This is a genomic window from Rheinheimera maricola, assembly GCF_016918075.2.
GTDB classification, from domain to species: domain Bacteria; phylum Pseudomonadota; class Gammaproteobacteria; order Enterobacterales; family Alteromonadaceae; genus Alishewanella; species Alishewanella maricola_A.
On sequence record NZ_JAERPS020000003.1, the window covers coordinates 239,642 to 261,286 of the forward strand.

The 21,645-nt window shown below is 47.9% G+C and carries 20 protein-coding genes; 6 read left to right on the plus strand and 14 right to left on the minus strand.

Features of this window, described 5'->3' with window-relative positions:
* Positions 1-138 precede the first annotated feature (138 nt).
* Complete coding sequence (locus I4W93_RS09815; protein WP_205311098.1) at positions 139-1,764, plus strand: response regulator; 1,626 nt, start codon at positions 139-141, stop codon at positions 1,762-1,764.
* Here I4W93_RS09815 and I4W93_RS09820 read toward each other — a convergent pair.
* The 9 genes from I4W93_RS09820 to I4W93_RS09860 all read right to left on the minus strand — a co-directional run bounded on the left by I4W93_RS09820 (position 1,761) and on the right by I4W93_RS09860 (position 11,994).
* On the minus strand, positions 1,761-2,243 hold the full coding sequence (locus I4W93_RS09820) for a DUF2919 family protein (RefSeq protein WP_205311097.1): 483 nt from the start codon (positions 2,241-2,243) through the stop codon (positions 1,761-1,763). The genes I4W93_RS09815 and I4W93_RS09820 overlap by 4 nt on opposite strands.
* Positions 2,244-2,271: 28 nt before the next feature.
* Positions 2,272-4,305, minus strand: a complete 2,034-nt coding sequence (gene ligA / locus I4W93_RS09825) for an NAD-dependent DNA ligase LigA (protein ID WP_205311096.1) — start codon at positions 4,303-4,305, stop codon at positions 2,272-2,274.
* A 93-nt stretch (positions 4,306-4,398) separates the two neighbouring features.
* Positions 4,399-5,340: a cell division protein ZipA gene (gene zipA, locus I4W93_RS09830; RefSeq protein ID WP_205311095.1), complete on the minus strand. Its 942-nt coding sequence runs from the start codon at positions 5,338-5,340 to the stop codon at positions 4,399-4,401.
* A 14-nt stretch (positions 5,341-5,354) separates the two neighbouring features.
* Positions 5,355-8,768, minus strand: coding sequence for a chromosome segregation protein SMC (smc, locus tag I4W93_RS09835; RefSeq protein ID WP_205311094.1), 3,414 nt, complete (start codon positions 8,766-8,768; stop codon positions 5,355-5,357).
* 76 nt (positions 8,769-8,844) lie between these two features.
* Positions 8,845-9,462 (minus strand): mechanosensitive ion channel domain-containing protein, encoded by a 618-nt coding sequence (locus I4W93_RS09840; RefSeq protein ID WP_205311093.1) that lies wholly within the window; start codon positions 9,460-9,462, stop codon positions 8,845-8,847.
* Positions 9,463-9,479: 17 nt separating this feature from the next.
* Complete coding sequence (locus I4W93_RS09845) at positions 9,480-9,974, minus strand: YcgN family cysteine cluster protein (protein WP_205311092.1); 495 nt, start codon at positions 9,972-9,974, stop codon at positions 9,480-9,482.
* 2 nt (positions 9,975-9,976) lie between these two features.
* Entirely contained in the window at positions 9,977-10,639 is a 663-nt protein-coding gene (locus I4W93_RS09850; protein ID WP_205311091.1) for a fumarylacetoacetate hydrolase family protein, read from the minus strand.
* A 2-nt stretch (positions 10,640-10,641) separates the two neighbouring features.
* A complete protein-coding gene (locus I4W93_RS09855) occupies positions 10,642-11,691 on the minus strand; it encodes a lytic murein transglycosylase (protein ID WP_205311090.1) in 1,050 nt (349 codons plus the stop codon).
* 30 nt (positions 11,692-11,721) lie between these two features.
* Positions 11,722-11,994, minus strand: coding sequence for a YcgL domain-containing protein (locus I4W93_RS09860; RefSeq protein ID WP_205311089.1), 273 nt, complete (start codon positions 11,992-11,994; stop codon positions 11,722-11,724).
* A gap of 165 nt (positions 11,995-12,159) precedes the next feature.
* Here I4W93_RS09860 and minC point away from each other — a divergent pair, with 165 nt between their 5' ends.
* From minC to I4W93_RS09880, 4 genes are all read left to right on the plus strand, one after another.
* The gene (minC, locus tag I4W93_RS09865; protein WP_205311088.1) at positions 12,160-12,891 is read left to right on the plus strand and encodes a septum site-determining protein MinC; all 732 of its coding nucleotides are present in this window, start codon (positions 12,160-12,162) and stop codon (positions 12,889-12,891) included.
* 10 nt (positions 12,892-12,901) lie between these two features.
* Positions 12,902-13,711 (plus strand): septum site-determining protein MinD, encoded by an 810-nt coding sequence (minD, locus tag I4W93_RS09870; protein WP_205311087.1) that lies wholly within the window; start codon positions 12,902-12,904, stop codon positions 13,709-13,711.
* 3 nt (positions 13,712-13,714) lie between these two features.
* Positions 13,715-13,975: a cell division topological specificity factor MinE gene (gene minE / locus I4W93_RS09875; protein ID WP_205311086.1), complete on the plus strand. Its 261-nt coding sequence runs from the start codon at positions 13,715-13,717 to the stop codon at positions 13,973-13,975.
* A gap of 811 nt (positions 13,976-14,786) precedes the next feature.
* Complete coding sequence (locus tag I4W93_RS09880) at positions 14,787-15,011, plus strand: hypothetical protein (protein WP_205311085.1); 225 nt, start codon at positions 14,787-14,789, stop codon at positions 15,009-15,011.
* Between the two features lie 41 nt (positions 15,012-15,052).
* Here the strand turns inward: I4W93_RS09880 and I4W93_RS09885 are convergent, their stop codons facing one another.
* Positions 15,053-15,775, minus strand: coding sequence for a hypothetical protein (locus tag I4W93_RS09885; protein ID WP_205311084.1), 723 nt, complete (start codon positions 15,773-15,775; stop codon positions 15,053-15,055).
* A gap of 66 nt (positions 15,776-15,841) precedes the next feature.
* On the opposite strand from I4W93_RS09885, the gene I4W93_RS09890 reads away from it, so the two are divergent.
* Positions 15,842-15,994 (plus strand): hypothetical protein, encoded by a 153-nt coding sequence (locus tag I4W93_RS09890; protein ID WP_205311083.1) that lies wholly within the window; start codon positions 15,842-15,844, stop codon positions 15,992-15,994.
* A gap of 88 nt (positions 15,995-16,082) precedes the next feature.
* Here the strand turns inward: I4W93_RS09890 and I4W93_RS09895 are convergent, their stop codons facing one another.
* The 4 genes from I4W93_RS09895 to I4W93_RS09910 form a co-directional block, all read right to left on the minus strand.
* Positions 16,083-17,471, minus strand: coding sequence for a DUF4397 domain-containing protein (locus I4W93_RS09895; protein ID WP_205311082.1), 1,389 nt, complete (start codon positions 17,469-17,471; stop codon positions 16,083-16,085).
* Between the two features lie 144 nt (positions 17,472-17,615).
* Positions 17,616-18,749, minus strand: coding sequence for a ribonuclease D (gene rnd, locus I4W93_RS09900; protein ID WP_205311081.1), 1,134 nt, complete (start codon positions 18,747-18,749; stop codon positions 17,616-17,618).
* A gap of 67 nt (positions 18,750-18,816) precedes the next feature.
* Positions 18,817-20,472, minus strand: coding sequence for a long-chain-fatty-acid--CoA ligase FadD (fadD, locus tag I4W93_RS09905; protein ID WP_205311080.1), 1,656 nt, complete (start codon positions 20,470-20,472; stop codon positions 18,817-18,819).
* Positions 20,473-20,625: 153 nt separating this feature from the next.
* The gene (locus I4W93_RS09910; protein ID WP_224673369.1) at positions 20,626-21,477 is read right to left on the minus strand and encodes a class I SAM-dependent methyltransferase; all 852 of its coding nucleotides are present in this window, start codon (positions 21,475-21,477) and stop codon (positions 20,626-20,628) included.
* Positions 21,478-21,645 lie beyond the last annotated feature (168 nt).

Below are 21,645 nucleotides of genomic sequence, written 5' to 3' on the forward strand. Positions count from 1 at the left end.
CAATCCACCACCTCTTAGTACAAAAAACTATAGCAAACATGGTCCGGCGTACCTTAAATTTAATTGTTGTGCTGTTATGTAGCGTTAAAAACTTGCTATAGTAAAACCAATAGTCCCCTTGGTGTCTGCTTTATCTTTATGGAACCAGCAGTTAAACGCGACGAACGCATACTTATAATTGATGAGCAAAGCCTGAGCCAGAGCTATCTGCGTTATGCCTTGGACCAATTAGGCTATCAAAATATTAGTTATGCCGACCGTGCCCAAACTGCGCTGGGCTTGTGCAAGCAAAACCGCTACGACCTAATTGTTTGCGCCTATAACCTGCCAAAAGGTAAAGATGGCTTTCAGCTATTTGAAGAGTTAAAAAATAGCGGCCTGCAAAAGCTTAGCTGCGGTGTTATTTTTATCAGCGCAGAAACCGACCCTGCACTGGTACATAGTGTACTGGAGCTGCAACCTGATGAGTTTTTGGCCAAACCCTTTGTGATCCGCGACTTGCAGCAGCGCATTGAGCGGGTGTTAAAACGTAAGCAACAGTTAAGAGTGGTTTACGATCTGCTGGAACAACATCAGTACGACAGTGCTTTACAGGTGATTAACCAGCAACTTTCGCAGCCTGAGCTACACAAATTATTTCCATTATTACTAAAACTAAAGGGCGATATTCTGTTACAGCAACATGCCTACGGAGATGCCTTTGTTTTTTTTCAGGCTATGTTACAAATTCAGCCGTTTAGCTGGGCTCGGATCGGTAAAGTACATTGTCTGTTACATCAGCAAGAAGAGCAGCAAGCTTTTACTGAATTAGAACAAATGCTAGCCCGCTCTGAGACGCGCTTATTTGCACTGGATTGTTTAAGCGAACTGGAGTTCCGTCAGCAGCGCTACCAACAAGCCCAACAGCATATTCTCACTGCCGCGGATATAGCACCACGTAATTTGTTACGACAGCAAAAGCTACTGCAGCTGTCGCGATTAAACCATGACTATGAAATTCAATACCGTGCTGCGCGGGACATGCTGAAGTTTGCCCGCAATTCAGTATACGAACAGCCCGATTTATACCTGAATATGGCTCGGGCCAGCATCGATTTGGCGCTAAGTTCAGAAGACAGCGAGCAACAGTATCGTTTAAACCGTCAGGCGACATTGTCACTTAATACCGTACAACAGCAATTTAAGCAGCGCAGTTTGTCTGAGCCGCAGCAAGTTCTGCAGGCACGGTTATTATATCTGCAGGATCATCGTGAAAAAGCACGCAGTATGCTGGCGGAGCTCGAGACAGACACCCCGTTTACTTCACTGGAAGACGCGCTAGACAAAGCCAAAGCCCTGCATGAAGTTGGCCTGACAGACGCTTCAAGGCAGCTGTTTCAGCAAATTATTCAGCATTGCCGGCTTAACCAGGCAGAGCCGGTATTTTCGGCCTATTTGCAACAAGAGCAGCAAGAGCGTGAACGCATGCCGCAAGGGCCGCGCGAGCTAAACAACAATGCGGTACATTTATACCAGCATGGTAATTGGCAGGAGGCATTTTCAGCCTTTGTTATGGCGGCACAAGTGATGCCGAGAAACGCTGGTATTGCGTTAAACCTATTGCAAACATTGTTGACAGCACCGCGACCACTTTGTGCTGATGCGCAGCGAGACAGCCTGTTACAGCAATGCCAGCAGTTGATTAACAGCAGTAAACTAAAAACCGATCAACAAGAGCGCTACCTTCAACTAAAACAAAAATATCTTAGTGAATTACCCGCTTAATGTGCTTTTGCTGCTGCATCAGGCCACTCAGAAAAAACCGCTTTAAGGGTACGTGAGCCAAACAACCACAAACATCCGGTAAACAACAGCACCGGCGCTACCATGCGCCAAGGTGCATCCAGCATCACCTGCGGTGGTAAATCAACTGTTGTTAACACTAAGTCGGTTAAGGCGACGGTTAGCATTAACCCCCGGCCATAGCGCCAAATATGCCGCCAGCTCTGGTAGCCTTTGGGCTTGCGTTGGCTAAGCGCGGCTATTATTAGTAGCAAAGGCGCTGCCACCGCACAGGCCAACATAAAGTCGACCTGCCGTGGATAAAACAGTGCCAGCATATTGCGCTGGGCCTCAGGCAAGGTTAATACCAACACCCAGCAAATATACGGCCGCAACAACAACAGTAGCAGCCAGTAAAAGCGCAGCGGTACCTTGTGCAAGCCATGGTCGTCTAGTACCGGCCAGATTGCTTTAGTGCGCATTACAACCTTGAATACCAATATTGGGCATTTAGATCACTCCATACTGCGTAAATACGTCCAGCATTTGCTGCTCTGTCCATACAGCTACATTCAACTCGGTGGCTTTAACCAGCTTAGAGCCAGCATTATCGCCGGCGATAACCGCATGCGTTTTAGCTGATACCGAGCCTGATACTTTAGCCCCCAAACGCTGCAGTTTTGCTTTAGCATCATCACGGCCCATGCTAATTAACGTACCAGTAAGCACCAGCGTTTGCCCGGCCAGTGGCTGTTCAGTTTGGGCCTGCTGCGCTATCGCCGGCCAATTAATGCCAGCGCTTACCAGCGCGGCTATTACGCTTTGATTATGCGGCTCAGCAAAAAAGCCATTTACATATTCAGCTACCACAGTGCCAACATCTGTTACGGCCAGCAACTGTTCAAGAGTCGCCAGTTGTAATTGCTCCAGCGTACTAAAATGATTCGCCAAATTCAGTGCAGTGGCCTCACCTACTTCGCGAATACCCAGTGCATAAATAAACCTGGGCAAGCTGGTGGTTTTTGACTGCTCAATCGCCGTTAACAGCTTTAACGCCGATTTCTCGGCCATCCGCTCCAGCCCAACCAACGCCGCCATATCCAGGCTGTAAATATCAGCTGGGGTTTTCACCAGTTGCTGATCAACTAACTGTTCAACTAACTTATCACCCAGCCCCTCGATGTCGATGGCTTTACGCGACACAAAATGCTTTATCGACTCTTTAAGCTGAGCGGCGCAAAACAAACCGCCGCTGCAACGCGCTACGGCTTCGCCACTAACCCGCTCGACCGCGGAGCCACATACCGGGCAATGCATTGGAAAAACAATGTCGCGCACCGTGTCGGGCCGCTGCTCAAGCACCACTGAGACGATTTGCGGGATCACATCACCGGCGCGGCGCACTATAACCCTGTCGCCCACTTTTACCGCCAGCCGGTCTATCTCATCCTGGTTATGCAAGGTGGCATTACTTACGGTAACACCACCGACGACAACAGGCTCTAAGCGTGCTACCGGCGTAATAGCCCCGGTACGGCCAACCTGAAATTCCACATCCAGCAACGTAGTGAGCATTTCCTGCGCCGGAAACTTGAAAGCGATGGCCCAGCGCGGTGCCCGCGCAACAAAGCCCAATGCTTGCTGCTGCGCCAGATCCGCTACTTTGATCACCACACCGTCAATTTCATACGCCAACGCGGCACGGCGCTGCATAATGTCCTGATAGTAAGCCAGTGCCGCCTCAGCGCCGGTTACCAGACGAATTTCCGCACACACCGGCAGCCCCCAATCTTTTAGCTGCATTAAGCGCTGATAATGGCTGCCGCTGTCCAGCAGTTGTACCGGATCTTCCACCGCACCTACCGCATAGGCATAGAACATTAGCGGCCGCTGTGCGGTAATTTTCGGGTCCAGTTGACGTAAACTACCGGCGGCGGCATTACGCGGGTTGGCAAACACCTTATCCCCCGTCGCACGGGCTTTATCATTCATGAGGTTAAAACCGGCCAGTGGCATAAATACTTCACCGCGCACTTCCAGCACCGCCGGTACAGATGCACCCTTGAGCTTTAACGGCACGGCACGGATGGTCTTCACGTTTGCGGTAATATCCTCACCGGTATAACCATCGCCACGGGTTGCTGCCTGCACCAGTAGGCCGTTTTCATAGCGAATGCTTACTGCCAGGCCATCCAGTTTCGGCTCACAGCAAAAGCTAAACTCAGCACTGCTATCGAGCATGTCGGCCATACGTTTACAAAAAGCGCTGAATTCATCTGCGCCAAAGGCATTATCCAGCGACAACATCGGGATGTTGTGGCTTACCTGACCAAATTTTGCTAACGGTACTGCCCCTACCCGTTGGGTAGGTGAATCTGCGGTTACTAAATGAGGATGCTCAGCTTCTAACTGTTGCAACTGACGAAATAAGCGGTCGTATTCGGCGTCCGGTACTGAGGGGTTATCCAATACATAGTACTGGTAGCTGTAGTCTTCCAGTTGCTGACGCAATTGTTGTAGTTGCTGCAAAATAGCCTGACTCATAAAATTACTTTGCCTGTAAAAATTTACGCCTGAGTTTGCCATAACAAAAACGGCAGGACCACTGCCTGCCGTTTCGTTTATGTATTTAGACCGTTAACCGTGGATCAGTTGCTGGCGCTGAAATTCACGAATTTTATCCACATAATGCCGCACGGTTTGTACCGTAAGTACACTGCGCTGGCCATCCAACACCTGGCCGCCAAACTCTTCCGCCAGCTTTTTCGCCGCATTGTGCATCAGATTAAAATTCTGCAGCGGTTCGCCGGGGCCAGGCAAGGTCATAAACAAGCTGACACCGCGGGTGGCTAATTTATCGATGTTTTCTAAATCGAAAGTGCCGGGGTTAAACATATTGGCCAGGCTAAACAGCACGGCACCAGAACCGGCACTGTCGAGATGGCGGTGAAATATATCCATGTCGCCATACTTAAAACCCAGCGTCAACAAGGATGAAAGTAAGTCTGGCCCTTTCATCTCTTTATGCTCAGGCAACAAAACATACAATATTAGCACTTCAGCCGGGGCTTCTTCTTCGGCCGATACGCTATCTGGTGAGCTGTCAAAGTGCGGCTCTACGTTGGTATCCGCATGGATATTGCCATGGTGCGATGTGCTATCTGCGTTACCGGGTCTAGCAGCCGTTTCATCATCTGGCAGTGCAGAAAAATTCAGTTGTGGCTCCTGGGGCTCGTCAAATGGCAACTCGGTTTGCACTTCAGCTACGGCTGCAGTGCTAACACCGCGGGTATTGCTACTCGCATCATTGCGGCTTACCGGCGCGGCTTTAGCAGGTTCCGGGCTTACGGCCGCTGCGGCTTGCGTTTTGGCAGCAGATTTAACCACCCGCACACTACCGATGCCGTACTCGTCAAAACCGTCGGCTTTTTCAGTAGTAGGACTATTGGCTTGTTCATCATAATAGCGGTGTTTAGGTTGACCGGCATTTTTGCGCACTGTCCACAAGCCATGCAATAACAACGCCCCCAGTACTAAAGCACCGATAATAATAAACACCAAGCGTAATTCGTCAGCCATAAGGTTACCTTTAATTAAGAGGCTGCTGCCATTTTAACAGCATCATCCACATCAACAGCCACAACGCGTGACACGCCGGGTTCCTGCATTGTCACGCCCATTAGCTGCGCCGCCATTTCCATGGCAATTTTATTGTGGCTAATATAAATAAATTGTACCGTTTCCGACATTTCCCGCACCAGATTGCAAAAACGACCGACATTGGCGTCATCCAGTGGCGCATCTACTTCGTCTAACATACAAAACGGTGCCGGATTTAGCCGGAAAATTGAAAACACCAATGATAAAGCGGTTAGGGCTTTTTCACCACCCGATAATAAATGTATTGTACTGTTTTTTTTGCCCGGCGGCCTTGCCATGATAGTGACACCGGTTTCTAACAAGTCATCTTCTGTCAACGCCAGGTAAGCACTACCACCGCCAAACACTTTCGGAAACAGTGTTTTTAAGCCTTCATTAACCTGTTCAAAGGTTTCTTTAAACTTTTGCCGGGTTTCTTTATCGATTTTACGCATAGCCGTTTCCAGCGTGTCCATCGCGGCAATGAGATCATCATTTTGCCTATCCAAATACTGTTTTCGCTCAGCTTGCTGCTCATACTCTTCAATGGCCGCCAGGTTTATCGGCCCCAGGCGGCCAACTGCATCAATTGTTTTATCCAGTTGCTGCTGCCAAACGGTTTCATCTGCGTCGGCTGGTAACTGCGGCAGCACCTCTTTCATGCTAACGTGCTGCTCACGCAGCAGCTCCAGCATATTGTTGGCCCTTACCCGGTAGCCTTCGGCATCTAGACGTAGCTCTGCCAACTCAGCACGTTTTTTGTTTAATAGCTGTAAAATACCATGTTGGCCCTGCTCCAGCTCACGAATTTGCTGTTCTATCACTGCCAGCTGATTTTGCTGCGCAATCATTTGCTGCTCGGCCTCTTCGCGCTCCAGCAGCGCTTGTTGTAATTGCTCGTGTAGCAATAATTCCGGCTCGTCATCCTGCTCTAGCTTTGCCGTCAGTACACTGGCTTGCTCTTGCAATTGTTGCTGTTGCGCAAGGCTACGTTGCAAGCTTTGTTGCAGCGTGCTTAATTGCTGCTCCGCCACCTTTTGCTGCATTAGCAGCTGTTGCTGCTGCGTGCGTTTTTGTTCAAATTGAGCGCGTAATTGCTGCAACTGCTGCTGTTGGTTACCGCTTTGACTGTGCAGTTGCTGTTGCGCAGTTTCATGCTGCAACAACTGCTCTGCGCTGTCCTCCAGCGACATGGCCAGTTGCTCTGTGCTTTCTTCCAGTTGCGCTTGTTTCAACTGTAATTTCTGTTGCTCCGTCACCAGCTTTTGTGCCAGTTTTTCCGCTTGTTGCAGCTCTTGCTGCGCCAGCAGCTTCGCCGTAAGTTGCTGTTGTTGTGCCCGCTCGGCCTGTTGCAGTTGCTGCATCACCTGCTGCTGTTGTTGTTGCGCTTGTTGCAACGCTTGTTGCTGCGTAGCGTATTGACCGCTGAGCTGCCTAACGTGTTGCTCAGCGTTTGCCAACTCCTGCTGCAATTGCCCTAAACGCTCTGAGCGCAGCAAGTAGTTATCTTGTTGTTGCGATCCAGCCTGCAAACACCAATTAGCACCCAGCCAGCAGCCAGAGGCGGTGATCACGCTGTGGCCGGCAGCGAGCTGCGGCAGCCGTTGCTGCGCGGCGTTAGTGTCGGCAACACAGAAAATCTGGTTAAAGCTCTCAGGATACACGCCACGGATAATAACCTCTGCCAAACTGCCCGGGGCGGCAGCACAACTGTTACGGCTTACCATACTTTGTGCCGTCGCCTGCAGTTGCTCTGCAACCGCAGCATGTTGCAATTGCCCCAGTACCAGCGCCACTGATGTCGCCCAACCGGGTTTGAGCTGCAGCTGGCGTAATAATTGCTGTTGTTCACCATCTTGTTGCTGCTGCTGTTGTTGCAGTTGTTGTTGTTCGCGCTGCAACAGCATTAATTCCGATTTTGCCTGTAGCTGTGCAGCATCGAGTTCACGGCTAAGCTGTTCTTGCTGCTGCACCGCCTGCTGCGCCTGTTCATGCAACTCGGTGCGTTGCTGCACTTGTGTGGCACCATGGCTAAGGTCAGTTTCAAGCGCAGCGACATGTTGCTGCAACGGCGCTAGTGCCAGTGCGGCCTGTTCCTGTTGTAGTTGCTGTTCCTGCTGGCGCAACTGCATTAACTGACTAAGTTGGTTTTGTTGTTGTAACTGCTGCTGCTGCTGTTGCTGCTGTAAGCGAAAATGTTGTTGTTGCCACTGATTAAAGGCCTGTTGCTGCTGATACTGCTCGTCTTCCAACTGTTGTAACTGCTCTATCAGCTCGGCCAATTGCTCATCGAGCAACGCCTGTTGTGGCTCGTCTTCGGCTAATTGCTGCTGCAGCTCAGCTTGCTGCGCTTGTTCAGTAGCAATAAATTCGTCGGCTTGGGCCAGGCCATATTGTGCCTGCTGTAACTGCGCAGTTAAGGTTTGCTGTTGTTGGCGTTGGTGCAAAATTTGCTGTTCTAAGCGGCTGATGCTGCTGCCCAGTTGATAAAAATTACTTTGTACTTTTTCCAGCGCCTGGCGGCCATCTTGTGCCTGCTGTTTCAACTCCAACAATACCCGCTGATCACCCAGCTCTTGCGACTGGTATTTTTCCAGCTCGGTTTGTTGCTGGGTATAGTGTTGCTCTAATGTGCTGTAGCGCTGATTGAAGGCTAACCATTTAATCGTGGTTAACTCCGCTTTTAACTTACGCTCTTGCGCTTTTAATTCTTTATAGCGCTGTGCCGCACTGGCTTGGCGTTTTAGTTTATCTATATTTTTGCCCAGCTCTTCACGCACATCTGCCAGCCGGTCGAGGTTTTCGCGGGTGTGTTTAATGCGGTTCTCAGTTTCGCGCCGCCGCTCTTTGTACTTAGAAATACCAGCAGCTTCTTCAATAAACACGCGCAGCTCTTGCGGTTTCGATTCAATTAACCGCGAGATCATGCCTTGTTCAATAATGGCGTAGCTGCGCGGCCCCAGGCCTGTGCCCAAAAAGATATCGGTAATATCGCGCCGGCGGCATTTACTGCCATTTAGAAAGTAATTTGACTGCGCGTCACGGGTGACAATGCGCTTAATGGATATTTCGCTGCGATCGGCCATGCCGCCGGCTAAACGGCCCTGGGTATTCTCAAACACCAGCTCGACTGACGCTTGTGATACCGGCTTGCGCTGCGATGAGCCGTTAAAAATTACGTCGGTCATGGCATCGCCACGCAGATTTTTTGCCGAGCTCTCGCCCAGAACCCAGCGCACGGCATCAATTACATTAGATTTACCGCAGCCATTGGGGCCTACCACAGCTGTCATTTGCTGTGGAAATGGCACATTGGTGCTGTCAACAAACGACTTAAAGCCGGACAACTTAATTTGTTTTAAGCGCATTTAGGCAACATAGTTTTATAATTATCATTGCGTTATGGGCAATGTAGCAGCAGGAAAATCCGCTGTCACGGAAAAATCAATCGCTCTTGTAACCGCTAAATGTCTTGCGTCGCCAGCGCTGGGCTTTTTCGGCTACAGTCGTTTTTATCGCGATACGGTTTTTCTTGGCAAACACCACTACCGGGCGAGAAATTAATAAATTATTCGGATAAACCACTTGCTCATTGTCTTTAGTTCGCAGCACAGTACTAAACAGGTTAATTTCTTCAATGCGCCCCTCCAAATAATTAGCACCATCAACTACCCGCACGTCCATACCTTCGGCAAAGGCTTTTTGCCCCAGCAGAATAAAAAACGCCGTAATATTGCTAAGTAAACTCCAGGCAGCAAATAACGCTACACCAACCACCGCGATCATGGATGAAGCCAACACCAGCAGGCCACGCACATCCAGGCCCCATATCACGCTTAGCACAACAATAAGCAAAAGCACCAGTAAGATATGAAACACCGCCGCCGCGCGCTTATTCATCTCAGCTTTTAACCGGCTATTGGCGATCACCTGATACAGCAACGGCATTACCCGCCGGCTGATAATAAAGTACAGCAGCACAGCAGCGCTGCTAATAATAAGTTGCACAGTAACCGGGCTGAAATGCTGCAACAATTGTTGTACCTGTTGAAAGAATGACAAGGTAAGGTCCCCGAGGATTAATCCAGATCGTTCAGCGGCCAACGCACAATAAAGTCTTCAAAATCATCCAGGTTTACCTGTAGCTCTGAAATGGTTTTATTGCGCACCGACATCTGTTTTTTGTGCATCAGGCTCTTTTTACCGTCGTTTAGCAGCGGATGCCAGTGCGGCAACCCGCGGCCTTCATGCAATCGCCGATAAGCGCAGCTGGTCGGCATAAAAAAAATGTGCTTGAGATTTTCTTTGGTCAAGGCAATACAATCAGGCACCAGCACCGTACGCTGGCTATATTCGGTACATTCGCATTTGTGGCTGTTTAAATAGCGACAAGCAATATTGGTGTAATGCACCTGCTCGTCCTGATGCAACACCGCTGTTGGGCCTTCTTCTTCATCGTCATCGATAAACTTGTTCAGGCAGCATTTGGCGCAGCCATCACACAATGCTTCCCACTCTTCGGTACTCATCTGGTCCAGCGTTTTATGCTCCCAGTAACGTTCTGTCAGTGCCATGCTCAATATACTCTGGTGGTCAGGCTAAACAAATCAGCCAATTGTAACTGCAACGAGTCGCCACTGTGTAATGGGCCAACACCCGCAGGCGTGCCGCTAAGCACGATATCACCCGGCAATAGAGTAAAATGCTGGCTCATTTCGGCGATTAGCTGGCTAATGCCACGGATCATATTGGCGGTGTTACCATTTTGCCGCAACTGGCCGTTAACACTTAAACGAAACTCTAACTGCTGAGGATGCTGCACCTGCGATTTAGCAACAAAACCCGCCACCGGACAAGCGCCATCAAAACCTTTGGCTATTTCCCAGGGCCGGCCAAGTTGCTTCAGCCCGGCTTGCACATCACGCAGCGTTAAATCCAGCGCTAAACTGTAACCCCAAATAGCGTCATTTACTGCAGCAAAATCGGCCTGTTTCAGTGGTTTGCCAATCAGTATGGCCAGCTCAATTTCATTATGCACTTCCCCTTGTTGCTGCGGAATACTAAACCCGGGTGTTAATGCGCACAGTGCCGTAGCGGGTTTAATAAAAAACAGCGCCTGCGGCGCAGTCTTGCTTTGCATTTCAGCTATATGGTCTTGATAATTTTGACCAATACACACCACTTTACCTAGCGGTAATGCGATGTCTCGTCCGTCAAGAGTTCGGTGTTGGTACTGCATGTTTAGTGCTCCGCAGCAACGATAAGATCAGCCAAATATCCGACACTGGTTACAAAATAGTACGACCGGTTCCAGTGCATTAGCACTTTGTAATTATCGTAGGCTAAAAAAGCACGGCCAGCTTCACCGTCGGGTAAAACTAAAGCGGCATTTAACTCAACCTTGGGTAATGCCGTGTTGTTAAGCCGTTGCACGCCAAGTTCACTCCACTGTGTCAAGCTGCGTTCAGACAGGGCCCAACGCCCTAACCATTCACTGCGTTGCAGGCTGCCACGGGCAATAGCATGGCTGGCATCGAAAGCGCTTGGCAGTAGCACCTCCCTGCCCCAGGTTTTGCTGTTGTCCCAGCCTTGCTGCTTTAAATAATTAGCAATAGAGGCAAACACATCAATTTGGTTGGTCCAGATGTCTTTTTTACCGTCGCCATCACCATCTTGGGCATAGGCCATAAAAGAGCTAGGCATAAATTGGCTCTGCCCCATAGCTCCGGCCCAGGAACCTTTCATATCCTGCAGGCTAATATGGCCTTGCGCCATGATATCCAACGCATGGTAAAACTCTTGTTTAAAAAAGCTTTCACGTCGGCCTTCATAGGCCAGAGTCACCAGTGCCGATGGCACTGAATAATTGCCCATTATGCGACCGAAACTGCTTTCCAGTCCCCACAGCGCAACGATAAAGCGTGGCTGTACGCCATATTTAGCGCCAATTTTTTCCAGTTCAGGCAAGTATTGCTGATAGCGTTCGCGCGCCATTTTGATCCGTGTTTCACTAACCCGCTTAGGTAAATAGGTGTCTAACGTCTCGACAAATTCCGGCTGAGATTTATCGGCCGACACGACGCGCTCATGGAACTGCAACGAGGCAAACACCGGTTCGATAAGCGCCGGTGCATAGCCTTTATCAAGTGCCTCTTGTTTTAAACTGGCAACGTAGTCGGCAAATTCGACTTTGGCCGGTTCCGCCTCCACAGGCAAACTGATTAACACTGACAAGCTAAATACAACAACAGAAGTAACACTGCTAAGGGTTCTAAACATCTTTCTAGGCATAATAAGAAAACCTGCTATTAAGTGACAAGGTTAAGCGGACTGATTGGCTTTGTGCTGTGCCAGTAAATTGTCCTCAGGCGGCGGCAATTGCAGGTAAAAACCATGCTGAGTTAATTGCTGCCGTACCCTATCGATATCAGCCAGCGCCAAATGTTCCCGTTTGGCTAAATTAACTATGGTTACCAGCGTCGGCGTGCCGAAGGTTTTTAACAATGCCTCAGGTACTGCTGAGAAATCGTCACGGCGCTGAACATACAGATAAGTACGGTCTTTTTTAAGACTTTTATATACGGCACACAACATCGAATAAAACCACGCCTCAACCTTGCTTAACGAAGGGCTAAACTATAACATGACCGCCAGGTGTTGCGCACCCGCACAGTAGCGGCAGCGCAAATAAATGCTGGGGGTTAGCTGAAACAGAACCCACGGCAGTGATAAATAATAATAAGTGCGCACGATATCCTTATGTCAGATCAATCTCTGGAACTAAAAGGCAGTTTATTTCCATTATCGGTGCTGTCCTGCACCGATCTCAGCATCAGTTCGTTACAACGGCAATTGCAGCAAAAATTGGCGCAAGCGCCAGCGTTTTTTTATCAGGCGCCAATAGTGTTAAATGTAACTGACATTGCACAAGCTCCCGATTTTAATGCGATAAAACAGCTATTTACTGAGTTAAACCTGGTGCTTGTGGGCGTGTGTGGTGCCAATAACATTATTAAACAACAGGCGCAGCAAGCTGGCCTTGCGGCATTGCAGCTGAGTAAAGACAGCAAAACTGCCAAGGCAGTAGAAGCGGTTACCGCGACGGACAGCGGCAACACCAACCGTCAGACTACGGTAGTCACCAATAATGTTGCCGTGGCGATGGACAGCAAAATTATCGAGCAAACGGTACGCTCGGGCCAGCAGGTTTATGCCAAAGGCACCGATCTGGTGGTTAAAGGCACTGTCGGTGCCGGTGCCGAAGTGATCGCCGATGGCAATATTCATATTTATGGTACCTTGCGGGGTAAGGCCATTGCCGGTGCAGCTGGCGATAGCAGTAAGCGTATTTTTTGTTACAACCTGCAAGCAGAGCTGGTGTCTATCGCTGGTAATTACTGGCTAAGTGAAAGCCTGCAGGGCAGTTTCTGGGGTAAGCCATCTTGTATCAAATTACAAGACGACCAATTGGTATTAGCAGAATTAGTGTAAGGATTTTACTATGGCAAAAATCATAGTGGTTACGTCAGGCAAAGGCGGCGTGGGCAAAACCACCTCCAGCGCCGCTATAGGTACAGGTTTGGCATTAAAAGGCCACAAAACGGTGATTATCGATTTTGATATTGGCTTGCGCAACCTGGATTTAATTATGGGCTGTGAGCGGCGTGTAGTGTACGACTTTGTCAACGTGATCAACGGCGAAGCAAATTTAAAGCAAACGCTGATTAAAGATAAGCGCATTGATAAGCTGTTTATCCTGCCCGCTTCGCAAACCCGCGACAAAGATGCGCTAACCAAAGAAGGCGTAGAGCGCGTGTTGAACGAGCTGGCAAAAGATTTTGATTTTATTCTGTGTGACTCACCAGCAGGTATTGAAGCCGGTGCCATGATGGCGCTGTACTTTGCCGACGAAGCGGTAGTGGTTACCAACCCGGAAGTGTCTTCAGTGCGCGATTCCGATCGCATCTTAGGTATGTTATCCAGCAAGTCACGCCGTGCCGAGCAAGGCCAGGACGCGATTAAAGAGCACCTGCTGCTTACCCGCTATAACCCGGAGCGGGTAGAAAAAGGCGAAATGCTTAGTGTGGAAGATGTAAAAGAAATTTTATCTATCGACCTGATAGGCGTGATCCCCGAGTCACAAGCTGTGCTTAACGCGTCAAACTCCGGCCAGCCGGTTATTCTGGATACCGACAGTGACGCCGGCCAGGCGTACCTCGATACGGTAGACCGCCTGTTGGGTGAAAATGTGCCTTTCCGCTTTTTAACTGTGGAGAAAAAGGGCCTGTTAAAACGGATTTTTGGAGGTTAACGCATGTCGTTACTGGATTATTTTCGTTCAAATAAAAAGAACACCGCTAACACGGCGAAAGAGCGACTGCAGATCATCGTCGCGCACGAGCGCAGAAAGCGCAACAGCCCGGACTACCTGCCCCAGCTGGAGCGCGATATCTTAGAAGTGATCCGCAAATACGTGGATATTTCAGCAGAAGATATCGCTGTATCTCTGGAGAAACGCGACAACGAATTGTCTGTGTTAGAGCTGAATATCACCTTCCCGGATGATAAGCGCTGATAACCTGGCGCTGAAAAATAAGGCCCGCTGATAGCGGGCTTTTTTATTATCGATATAACACCACACTTAACTGATTAAAAACCAACATGCAAAGATTGTTATTTTCTTGTCTTTACCTTCTTGGAGCTGTTATCGCGCTGCTTTTCGGCATGCTAATAGCTTCACAGATATCAACGTTGATGCAGGCACAAACGTTGATGAGTTTTGGCCATTTGTTTGTCATGACACTACTGAGCTATTGGCTATACACGCACTGGGCTTTGCAAAACGTTACTCGAATTAATGTTACACGCTGTACCAAGTTAACCGGTGTACTGTTTACGCTTGTTTTCTTAACTTTTTCTGCAGTAGCAACACTAACCTGGATATTGATGCGCAAAGCCGGCAATTACAGTGACGACCAGATGTTCATCGCGATATATCCTTTCCTGGTGCTCATGTCGGCCTCTTTTGGGCCAGGCTGCCTTGGATTGCTGATAACGAAAACCTAAATCGCCAGACTCTGTTTATCTAACATTCTTTGACAAAGCCAGCACTAGCTGCCGTTGTCTGTTCATTTTAATGTCAGGCAGCGGCCTGCGGAACTGGCTCCTTTTAAGTGTTGCTTTAAAAAGCCGTCCATTGCCTGAAAGGTTTGCAGTTGGTGCTTAGGTGGCGGTGTGCACCGTAGTCCAGCAAGATGTACTGAGAATCAAAGCCACTGCCCCATTGGCTTTTAATTATTTTTTGACATATTTAAAACGTTAAATAAACACAATTCAGTAGTGACTTTCAAAAAAACATCAATTCGATGACTCACAGGAGGAAACAGATGGAAGACTCTTTAATTCAACACACCATGACAACATGGGCTCCAGTAGTGCTGCCAGTCATACTCTGGTTAATACCATTATTTTTAATAGCTAGCTCAAAGAGAGTGTATGGTATTGAGAAAAAATTATGGATCATATCAGCAGTTTTATTTAACTGGCTTGCATACATTTCATTTGTCGTTGCCTCGCCCCTTACAAAAAATGACAAAGCCCACGCGAGGTGAGCTTTTAACAACATCTATTATCTTCGAAACAATGCAGAATGTTATGCCTTGCGTTTTGACGAGCGTGTCGATAACGCAATTAAGCCTAATGTAAGCAATGCTATTGAAGCAGGAACCGGAACTGGATTTGAGCCCGGTGCTGCCTGATCGATAAAAAACATGTCCATACCAAAGCAAAAAGCGTCGTGCACATGCCCTGGCTGGCCGTGTACGGTACTGGCTGACGTAAAGCGAACAGTGTCAACCGCATCAAAATTTGAACTTAAATAAATTTGTGGATCAGTTTGTAAAGGACTGGTTATATTATTTACACCAACAAACCCCCAGGTATCAGGTGTCAATAACAGACGCTCTAACATCACGCCACCTGCCCAGGCTTCGACGTAAGTTTCCTCAACACCCGAGGCCCATCCGCCACCAACGATAGTGTTGCTAGTCAGAATAAAATAGTTCAGGTCAAATACACCACCACCGTCTTTTCTGATTTCCATTGCCTGCAAACCATTTTGCCAATGCGCATGAACAACGCTGTTTGTGGCATTGTAGTAATTGCCAACATATTCATATGAGCCAATGAAATCAAAGATAAAGCCGTCTTCTTCATAGTAATCTACTGACCCACACAACGTAACATCAGTTGCACTGCAAGTGCCGCCGCCATTTTGATATGCTGTACCACCGGAAAAATCGATGATTGCCGCTTGAGCAACACCACTAAATCCAACAATACAACTGGCAACAAGGCTGATTAAACACTTTTTCATTATTATTTATTCCCTTTAATATTTTTGTTTTCGGCTAGAGTAGCGCCGCAACACTATGCAATAATCATGCGCAACCGTAACCATATGATTTTACAAGGTTTAAACGCAACCCATTTTGGCGTTGTAAAAAAAACGGACATTATTCATAGGAAAAACATAGCGTTAGATATTTTTAGTAGCTTAAGTATGGCCGATATTTTGCTAATCGATGTGTCATGATTTAATACATTGAGATGTCAAAACAAGGCCCACGCGAGGTGGGCTTTACATTACAACACCGTATTAGATTTTTATGCTGTACTTAGCCTTACGGCTGGACGAAATCGTCCATTAAAATCAGGCCAACATCTGCCGTTAAGTCTGCTCCGTCACGGGCGATGGCAGTGTAAATACTGTTAGCTTCCAGTGTTAAAGCTACCGGGCCAATAGCTGCAGTTTTGCTACCCGCTGGGGTAACCGTTACTACATAGTCACCCGCTGCCAGCGACACATAACCGGTTTCCGCTTTGAACGGCACAGCTGCAAAAGCTGGGGTTGCTGCGCTGATATCTTCTGTTGCGGTAACATAGATATCGACATTACCGGCAAGTGTAGAGCCGTGCACTATGCGAACCTGCGCTTCGGTAGCAACCCGGCGTGGCATATCGGCTAATACCAGCGGCTCAATGCTTGCTTCGCCCAGTGCCCCCACTGCCAGCACGCTATAGAATGCCCCGGCTGCAAGCGTTAAGTCGGCATCAATTACCACTACGCTATTATCTGCATCAGCCGCCACTTTTACGTTGTAAGTGTCAGGCGCAACAGCAACATAAGGGGTGAAATCGGGGAAGGACAAGGCATCAACAAGTGTAATGGCGTCATTCACAATCACATCTACCGCCGGCGCATCCGATACATTGTGTACCACCCGTACTGATGACGTGGCGTTGGCATCTAAAATTGCCATCTCGCTGCCATCTTGGCCCACCGCTAACAACGATACTGGTGATGCGCCAGAATATTGGCTATCAACTGCTGCAATAACTAAGTCAGTACCGGCGGTGGTTAACGGTAAGGTGCCGCTGTCAAATACCACAGTATCAGTACCAGGCAGGGTTATGCGCACCTGATATTCTGCCGGGTCTACTTCGACATAATCAGTAAAGTCTTTATACATTAAGGTTGACAGTGGTGAACCCAGCTCGGCGCCCGGCGCAGTGACATGAATATCAACCTCAGGTGCAGTAGATGCGGCATGCACCACTTGTAAACGAATTTTACCGGCGGCAACATCATCTACCGTGCCAGTTACAACCAACGGCTCCAACGTTTCTTCGGCTACCTTACCTACAGCGAACACGGTGTAACGCACAGCTTCTTCCAGCGCTAAGTCTAGCGGGCCAATTACCGTAGCAGCGGTACCGCCGGGTAACAATGCATCAACTGCGATGCTATAAGTCGCTGGCGGTAACGACAACACGTCAGATGCCTGACCAAACGCCAACCCTTCAATTGCCGCTTCGCCATTTGCCAACACGTTAACATTTGGTGCATCAATTGCAGTGTGCACCACTTGTACACTGGCATCCACTATTACCGGTGGTGGTGGCGGTGGTGGCGGTGGCGGCGTGGGCAGAGGATCTGAATCGTCGAGAAAACAGCCGCTTAAAGACAGCGACAATACTGCAGGCAAAGCAAAGATTTTTATTCCTTTCATTGTTGTAACCCTTCAGTTGTGAATTGCTGAAGTGTTACGCCGACAATTTACGCTCCGATCAAGAAAAAAAGTTGCTAAAAAACGGTAAAAACCAGCAAAAAAATAGACTGATCTAGTTAAGCTGATCTACCGTTCAAAACAAGTTTAAGCAAAAATGTGTGCTGGCTTGGGTAAAAATGGTAATAAATATTGCTGACGCCAACCCAGCATATACTCCGGAACCGGCAAGCTCTGCCTGTCTTCGTCTGCTACGCGCCAGCACCAGTTAAGGTATTCATTTAGCTGGCGTTTTACCGAGATAAACTCTGCCGGTATCGCATGAGCCACAGCCGCAGCTTTAATGGCTTTAGTTAGTAACTCAGTGGTTTCTTTGTAACCGACAAAATCATGTTGATGATAAAACCGTTGCGGACAACTCGCTGGCGGCAGCTCTTTTGCGGTAGTAATCAGCTCGACCAATAATTTGGCATGCCGACGAATTTCACGAAGCGGCATACCAGGTATATTTAACAGGCTTTCGGCGGTAGCCGGACGACGTTTAGCCAACTCAATAAGCTGAATGTCTTTTAGAATAAGCCCCAGCGCTAAATCCTTTTCCATCGCATAGGCCTGGCGCCAGGCCGCCAACTCACGCAACACGGCCAGCTCGCGTGGTGTTAGTTGCCAGCTATTTTTAATTTCCAGATACTTAAACGCCAGCGGTAATTGTTGGGCCCGGCGTTGCATTAATTGCTGCCCCTCTGCCAACAACAGTTGCTGTTGCTGTGTCGTCATTTGCAATGTCAGATGCTGGTACAACGGAAATAAAAAATGCACGTCATTTGCAGCATACTGCAGCTGGGTCTGACTTAGCGGCCGCGCCAGCCAATCGGTACGCGATTCACTTTTGTCCAGCACTTCACCTGTTAGTTGTTCTACCAGCCTGGCATAGCCCATACTGCTACCCCACCCCAACAATTCTGCTGCCAACTGTGTATCGAACAACGGTGTTATGCTGGTAATGCCAACTGTTGCAAGCGCTTCAATGTCTTCACTGCATGAATGCAGCAACTTTACCAGATTGAGGTTAGCAAATAACTGCCGCAAAGGCAGCCAATCTGTTATTGCCAACGGGTCGACCAAAGCCAACTGTTGACCATCAAACATCTGGATCAACCCGAGTTTTGGATAGAGGGTACTTTGGCGGATAAACTCTGTATCTACCGCCAGCAATGTACTGTTGGTGACTTGCTGACAATAAGTTGCCAACGCTGCGTTGTCAGTGATTACTGAAATCATGCGTTTTTAATACATCCTTTGAAAACAAAAACCGGCTATAGCGGCCGGTTTTATTTACTATTGCGTGTTAACCCCGCAATTCGCGGCGCAATATTTTACCAACATTAGTTTTTGGTAGCTCTGTACGGAATTCTACCAGCTTTGGTACTTTATAGCCGGTTAAATGTTGCCGACAATGCTGGATAACTTCTTGCTCAGTTAAGCTGGCGTCTTTTTTCACTACAAACACTTTTACCGCTTCACCGGTTGCGTCATTAGCCACACCAACAGCCGCCACTTCCAGCACTTTTTCACTCATGGCAACCACTTCTTCTATTTCATTCGGGTAAACATTAAAGCCAGACACCAAAATCATGTCTTTTTTCCGATCGACAATATAGAAAAAGCCTTCTTCGTCCATTCGAGCAATATCGCCGGTGAACAACCAACCATCTTTCAATACTTTACTGGTTTCTTCCGGCCGGTTTAAATACCCCAACATCACTTGTGGGCCCTGCACCAGCATTTCACCCGGCTCCCCCGGCGCAACATCTACGCCGTCATCGTCAACTAAACGAATATCGGTTGAGGGCGCTGGCAAACCGATGCTACCGTTAAAACTTTTTAAATCATAAGGGCTTATTGTCACCAATGGACAACACTCGGTTAAACCATACCCCTCTACCAAACGGGTACCGGTAATCTTCTGCCAGCGCTCGGCGACGGGCCGCTGTACAGCCATACCGCCTCCGAGTGATAACTTGAGCTTGGAAAAATCTAACTCAGCAAAACCTGGCGTATTGAGTAAGCCATTAAATAAGGTATTTACGCCTGTAATGGCGGTAAATGGAAACTTCGATAACTCTTTAACAAAACCGGGCATATCACGCGGGTTGGTTATCAGTAAATTGGTACCACCGTATTTAAAAAAGGTAAAGAAATTAGCCGTTAAAGCAAAGATATGATACAGCGGTAACGCTGTAACGACGTTCTCGGCGCCTTTGTTTAAAAAGCTATCCAGACAACCACTAACCTGTTCCAGGTTAGCTACCATATTTCGGTGAGTTAACATGGCTCCCTTTGACACGCCAGTTGTACCACCAGTGTACTGTAAAAATGCAATATCAGCCCCGTTCAACTCAGGTTTGGTGTATTGCAATTGGCTACCTTGATCTATCGTCTGATTAAACCGCACAAACTTGCTCAAGCTATGGGCAGGCACCAGCTTTTTAATATGCTTAACGACAAAATTAACAATGCCACCTTTTAGCAAGCCTAAACGGTCACCCATCTTGGTTAAAATAACATGCTCAAGCTGCACTTTGCTTTGAATAGCATTTAAGGTGTGGGCAAAGTTTTCAACAATAACAATGGCCTTAGCTTTGGAGTCGTTTAACTGGTGTTCTAACTCACGCGGGGTGTATAACGGGTTAACATTCACCACAACACAACCCGCTCGCAATATGCCCATAATCACAATGGGGTACTGCAACAGGTTAGGCATCATTACGGCAACCGCATCGCCTTTGACCAAACCGAGTTTAGTTTGTAAATAAGCAGCAAAGGCTGTGCTTTGTTGATCCAAATCCGTATAGCTGATGCTTTTGCCCATATTGATAAAGGCAGTTTTATCTGGGTATTGCGCAATGCTTTGTTCGAAAATATCTAATAATGACGGGTAGTGATCGGCATTAATTTCTGCAGGTACGCCTGACGGGTAACGTTTTAACCAAACTTTATCCACCGTCCTCTCCTCTTGTCTAAGGTTATTATTGTATAGGATTAAAACCAAGCTATCGCAATCTTAAGTTGCGTTTTATTAGGCTGTCGGTTTAATTGGAGTTATTACTCTAACGGCCAATCATCCCACAATTGCTTTGTTAACACAATTGCGGTTCTATTGTGCTGGTTTAACAAACTTTAATGTCATGCGGTCACTTTCACCAATAGCCAGATACTGCGCTTTATTAACTTGCCCCATTGCCAGTGTAGGCGGTAAAGCATACACACCCTTTGCATAGTTTTTGCTGTCGGCCGGGTTGGCATTCAGTTCACTACTTGCAACCAAACTGAATCCTGCCAATTCAGCCGCCTGAATAACATAAGACTCATCCAGATAGCCATCAACGGCAGAACTTGAGATATCAGACAGCCTGGCAGCACGGTGCTCTACCATACCCAGGATGCCACCGGGCTTTAATGCCTTAAAAATGCTGTGCAACGTCGCAAATAAATGCCCATCTTCATCCCATATATGGGCATTGCGAAAGGTTAGTACCATATCAAACTGATCAGTTAGCTCAGGATAAAACGCTGGCGGGTCGAGCTCAACTAGCTGTGGCGTACCAAAATAATCACTATTTTCATCAATGCGTTGCGCCAACCGCTCACTGACTTTAGCCCAAAAAATACTGCGATCACTTTTTAATGAACCATCATTGTGGCGAAATTGTGCCAATGTCAGCTGCCCATGCTGTTTTAAAAATGGTGCCAGAATTTCGGTATACCAACCATGACCAGGCCATATTTCCAGCACTGACATATGTTCGGTAAGCCCGAAAAACTGTAGCGTCTCTGCCGGATTACGGTAGACATTGCGTGCCCTATGCTCGCTACTGCGCTGCTCATTTTCAGCCAGTTGTTGAAATACCATGCCATTATCCACGGCACTGTCACAAAAAGCGCTAAGCGATAACACACTGAAAAGTATTGCAAATACTGCTGTCTTTTTTGTAATTATAATAGACATATTTTAAACCTTACTGATTGCTGATATCGCATAGAACCGACGTGATGCCGCGACTATACACCTACATTACACTTCGATTGTTCAGTTTTGATTCAGTTCCTTTTGCGGTTAATTTAGCTGTGCTTTGAGACGAAAGCAAAGCAAAACATTGAACATGGTAAAACCGCT

What these genes read in the sequence shown, in the direction of transcription:
- I4W93_RS09815 (WP_205311098.1), top strand. Translation starts at nt 139, where the DNA reads ATGGAACCAGCAGTTAAACGCGACGAACGCATACTTATAATTGATGAG.
- I4W93_RS09820 (WP_205311097.1), bottom strand. Translation starts at nt 2,243, where the DNA reads ATGCGCACTAAAGCAATCTGGCCGGTACTAGACGACCATGGCTTGCAC.
- ligA (WP_205311096.1), bottom strand. Translation starts at nt 4,305, where the DNA reads ATGAGTCAGGCTATTTTGCAGCAACTACAACAATTGCGTCAGCAACTG.
- zipA (WP_205311095.1), bottom strand. Translation starts at nt 5,340, where the DNA reads ATGGCTGACGAATTACGCTTGGTGTTTATTATTATCGGTGCTTTAGTA.
- smc (WP_205311094.1), bottom strand. Translation starts at nt 8,768, where the DNA reads ATGCGCTTAAAACAAATTAAGTTGTCCGGCTTTAAGTCGTTTGTTGAC.
- I4W93_RS09845 (WP_205311092.1), bottom strand. Translation starts at nt 9,974, where the DNA reads ATGGCACTGACAGAACGTTACTGGGAGCATAAAACGCTGGACCAGATG.
- I4W93_RS09850 (WP_205311091.1), bottom strand. Translation starts at nt 10,639, where the DNA reads ATGCAGTACCAACACCGAACTCTTGACGGACGAGACATCGCATTACCG.
- I4W93_RS09855 (WP_205311090.1), bottom strand. Translation starts at nt 11,691, where the DNA reads ATGCCTAGAAAGATGTTTAGAACCCTTAGCAGTGTTACTTCTGTTGTT.
- I4W93_RS09860 (WP_205311089.1), bottom strand. Translation starts at nt 11,994, where the DNA reads ATGTTGTGTGCCGTATATAAAAGTCTTAAAAAAGACCGTACTTATCTG.
- minC (WP_205311088.1), top strand. Translation starts at nt 12,160, where the DNA reads ATGTCAGATCAATCTCTGGAACTAAAAGGCAGTTTATTTCCATTATCG.
- minD (WP_205311087.1), top strand. Translation starts at nt 12,902, where the DNA reads ATGGCAAAAATCATAGTGGTTACGTCAGGCAAAGGCGGCGTGGGCAAA.
- minE (WP_205311086.1), top strand. Translation starts at nt 13,715, where the DNA reads ATGTCGTTACTGGATTATTTTCGTTCAAATAAAAAGAACACCGCTAAC.
- I4W93_RS09880 (WP_205311085.1), top strand. Translation starts at nt 14,787, where the DNA reads ATGGAAGACTCTTTAATTCAACACACCATGACAACATGGGCTCCAGTA.
- I4W93_RS09885 (WP_205311084.1), bottom strand. Translation starts at nt 15,775, where the DNA reads ATGAAAAAGTGTTTAATCAGCCTTGTTGCCAGTTGTATTGTTGGATTT.
- I4W93_RS09890 (WP_205311083.1), top strand. Translation starts at nt 15,842, where the DNA reads ATGCGCAACCGTAACCATATGATTTTACAAGGTTTAAACGCAACCCAT.
- I4W93_RS09895 (WP_205311082.1), bottom strand. Translation starts at nt 17,471, where the DNA reads ATGAAAGGAATAAAAATCTTTGCTTTGCCTGCAGTATTGTCGCTGTCT.
- rnd (WP_205311081.1), bottom strand. Translation starts at nt 18,749, where the DNA reads ATGATTTCAGTAATCACTGACAACGCAGCGTTGGCAACTTATTGTCAG.
- I4W93_RS09910 (WP_224673369.1), bottom strand. Translation starts at nt 21,477, where the DNA reads ATGTCTATTATAATTACAAAAAAGACAGCAGTATTTGCAATACTTTTC.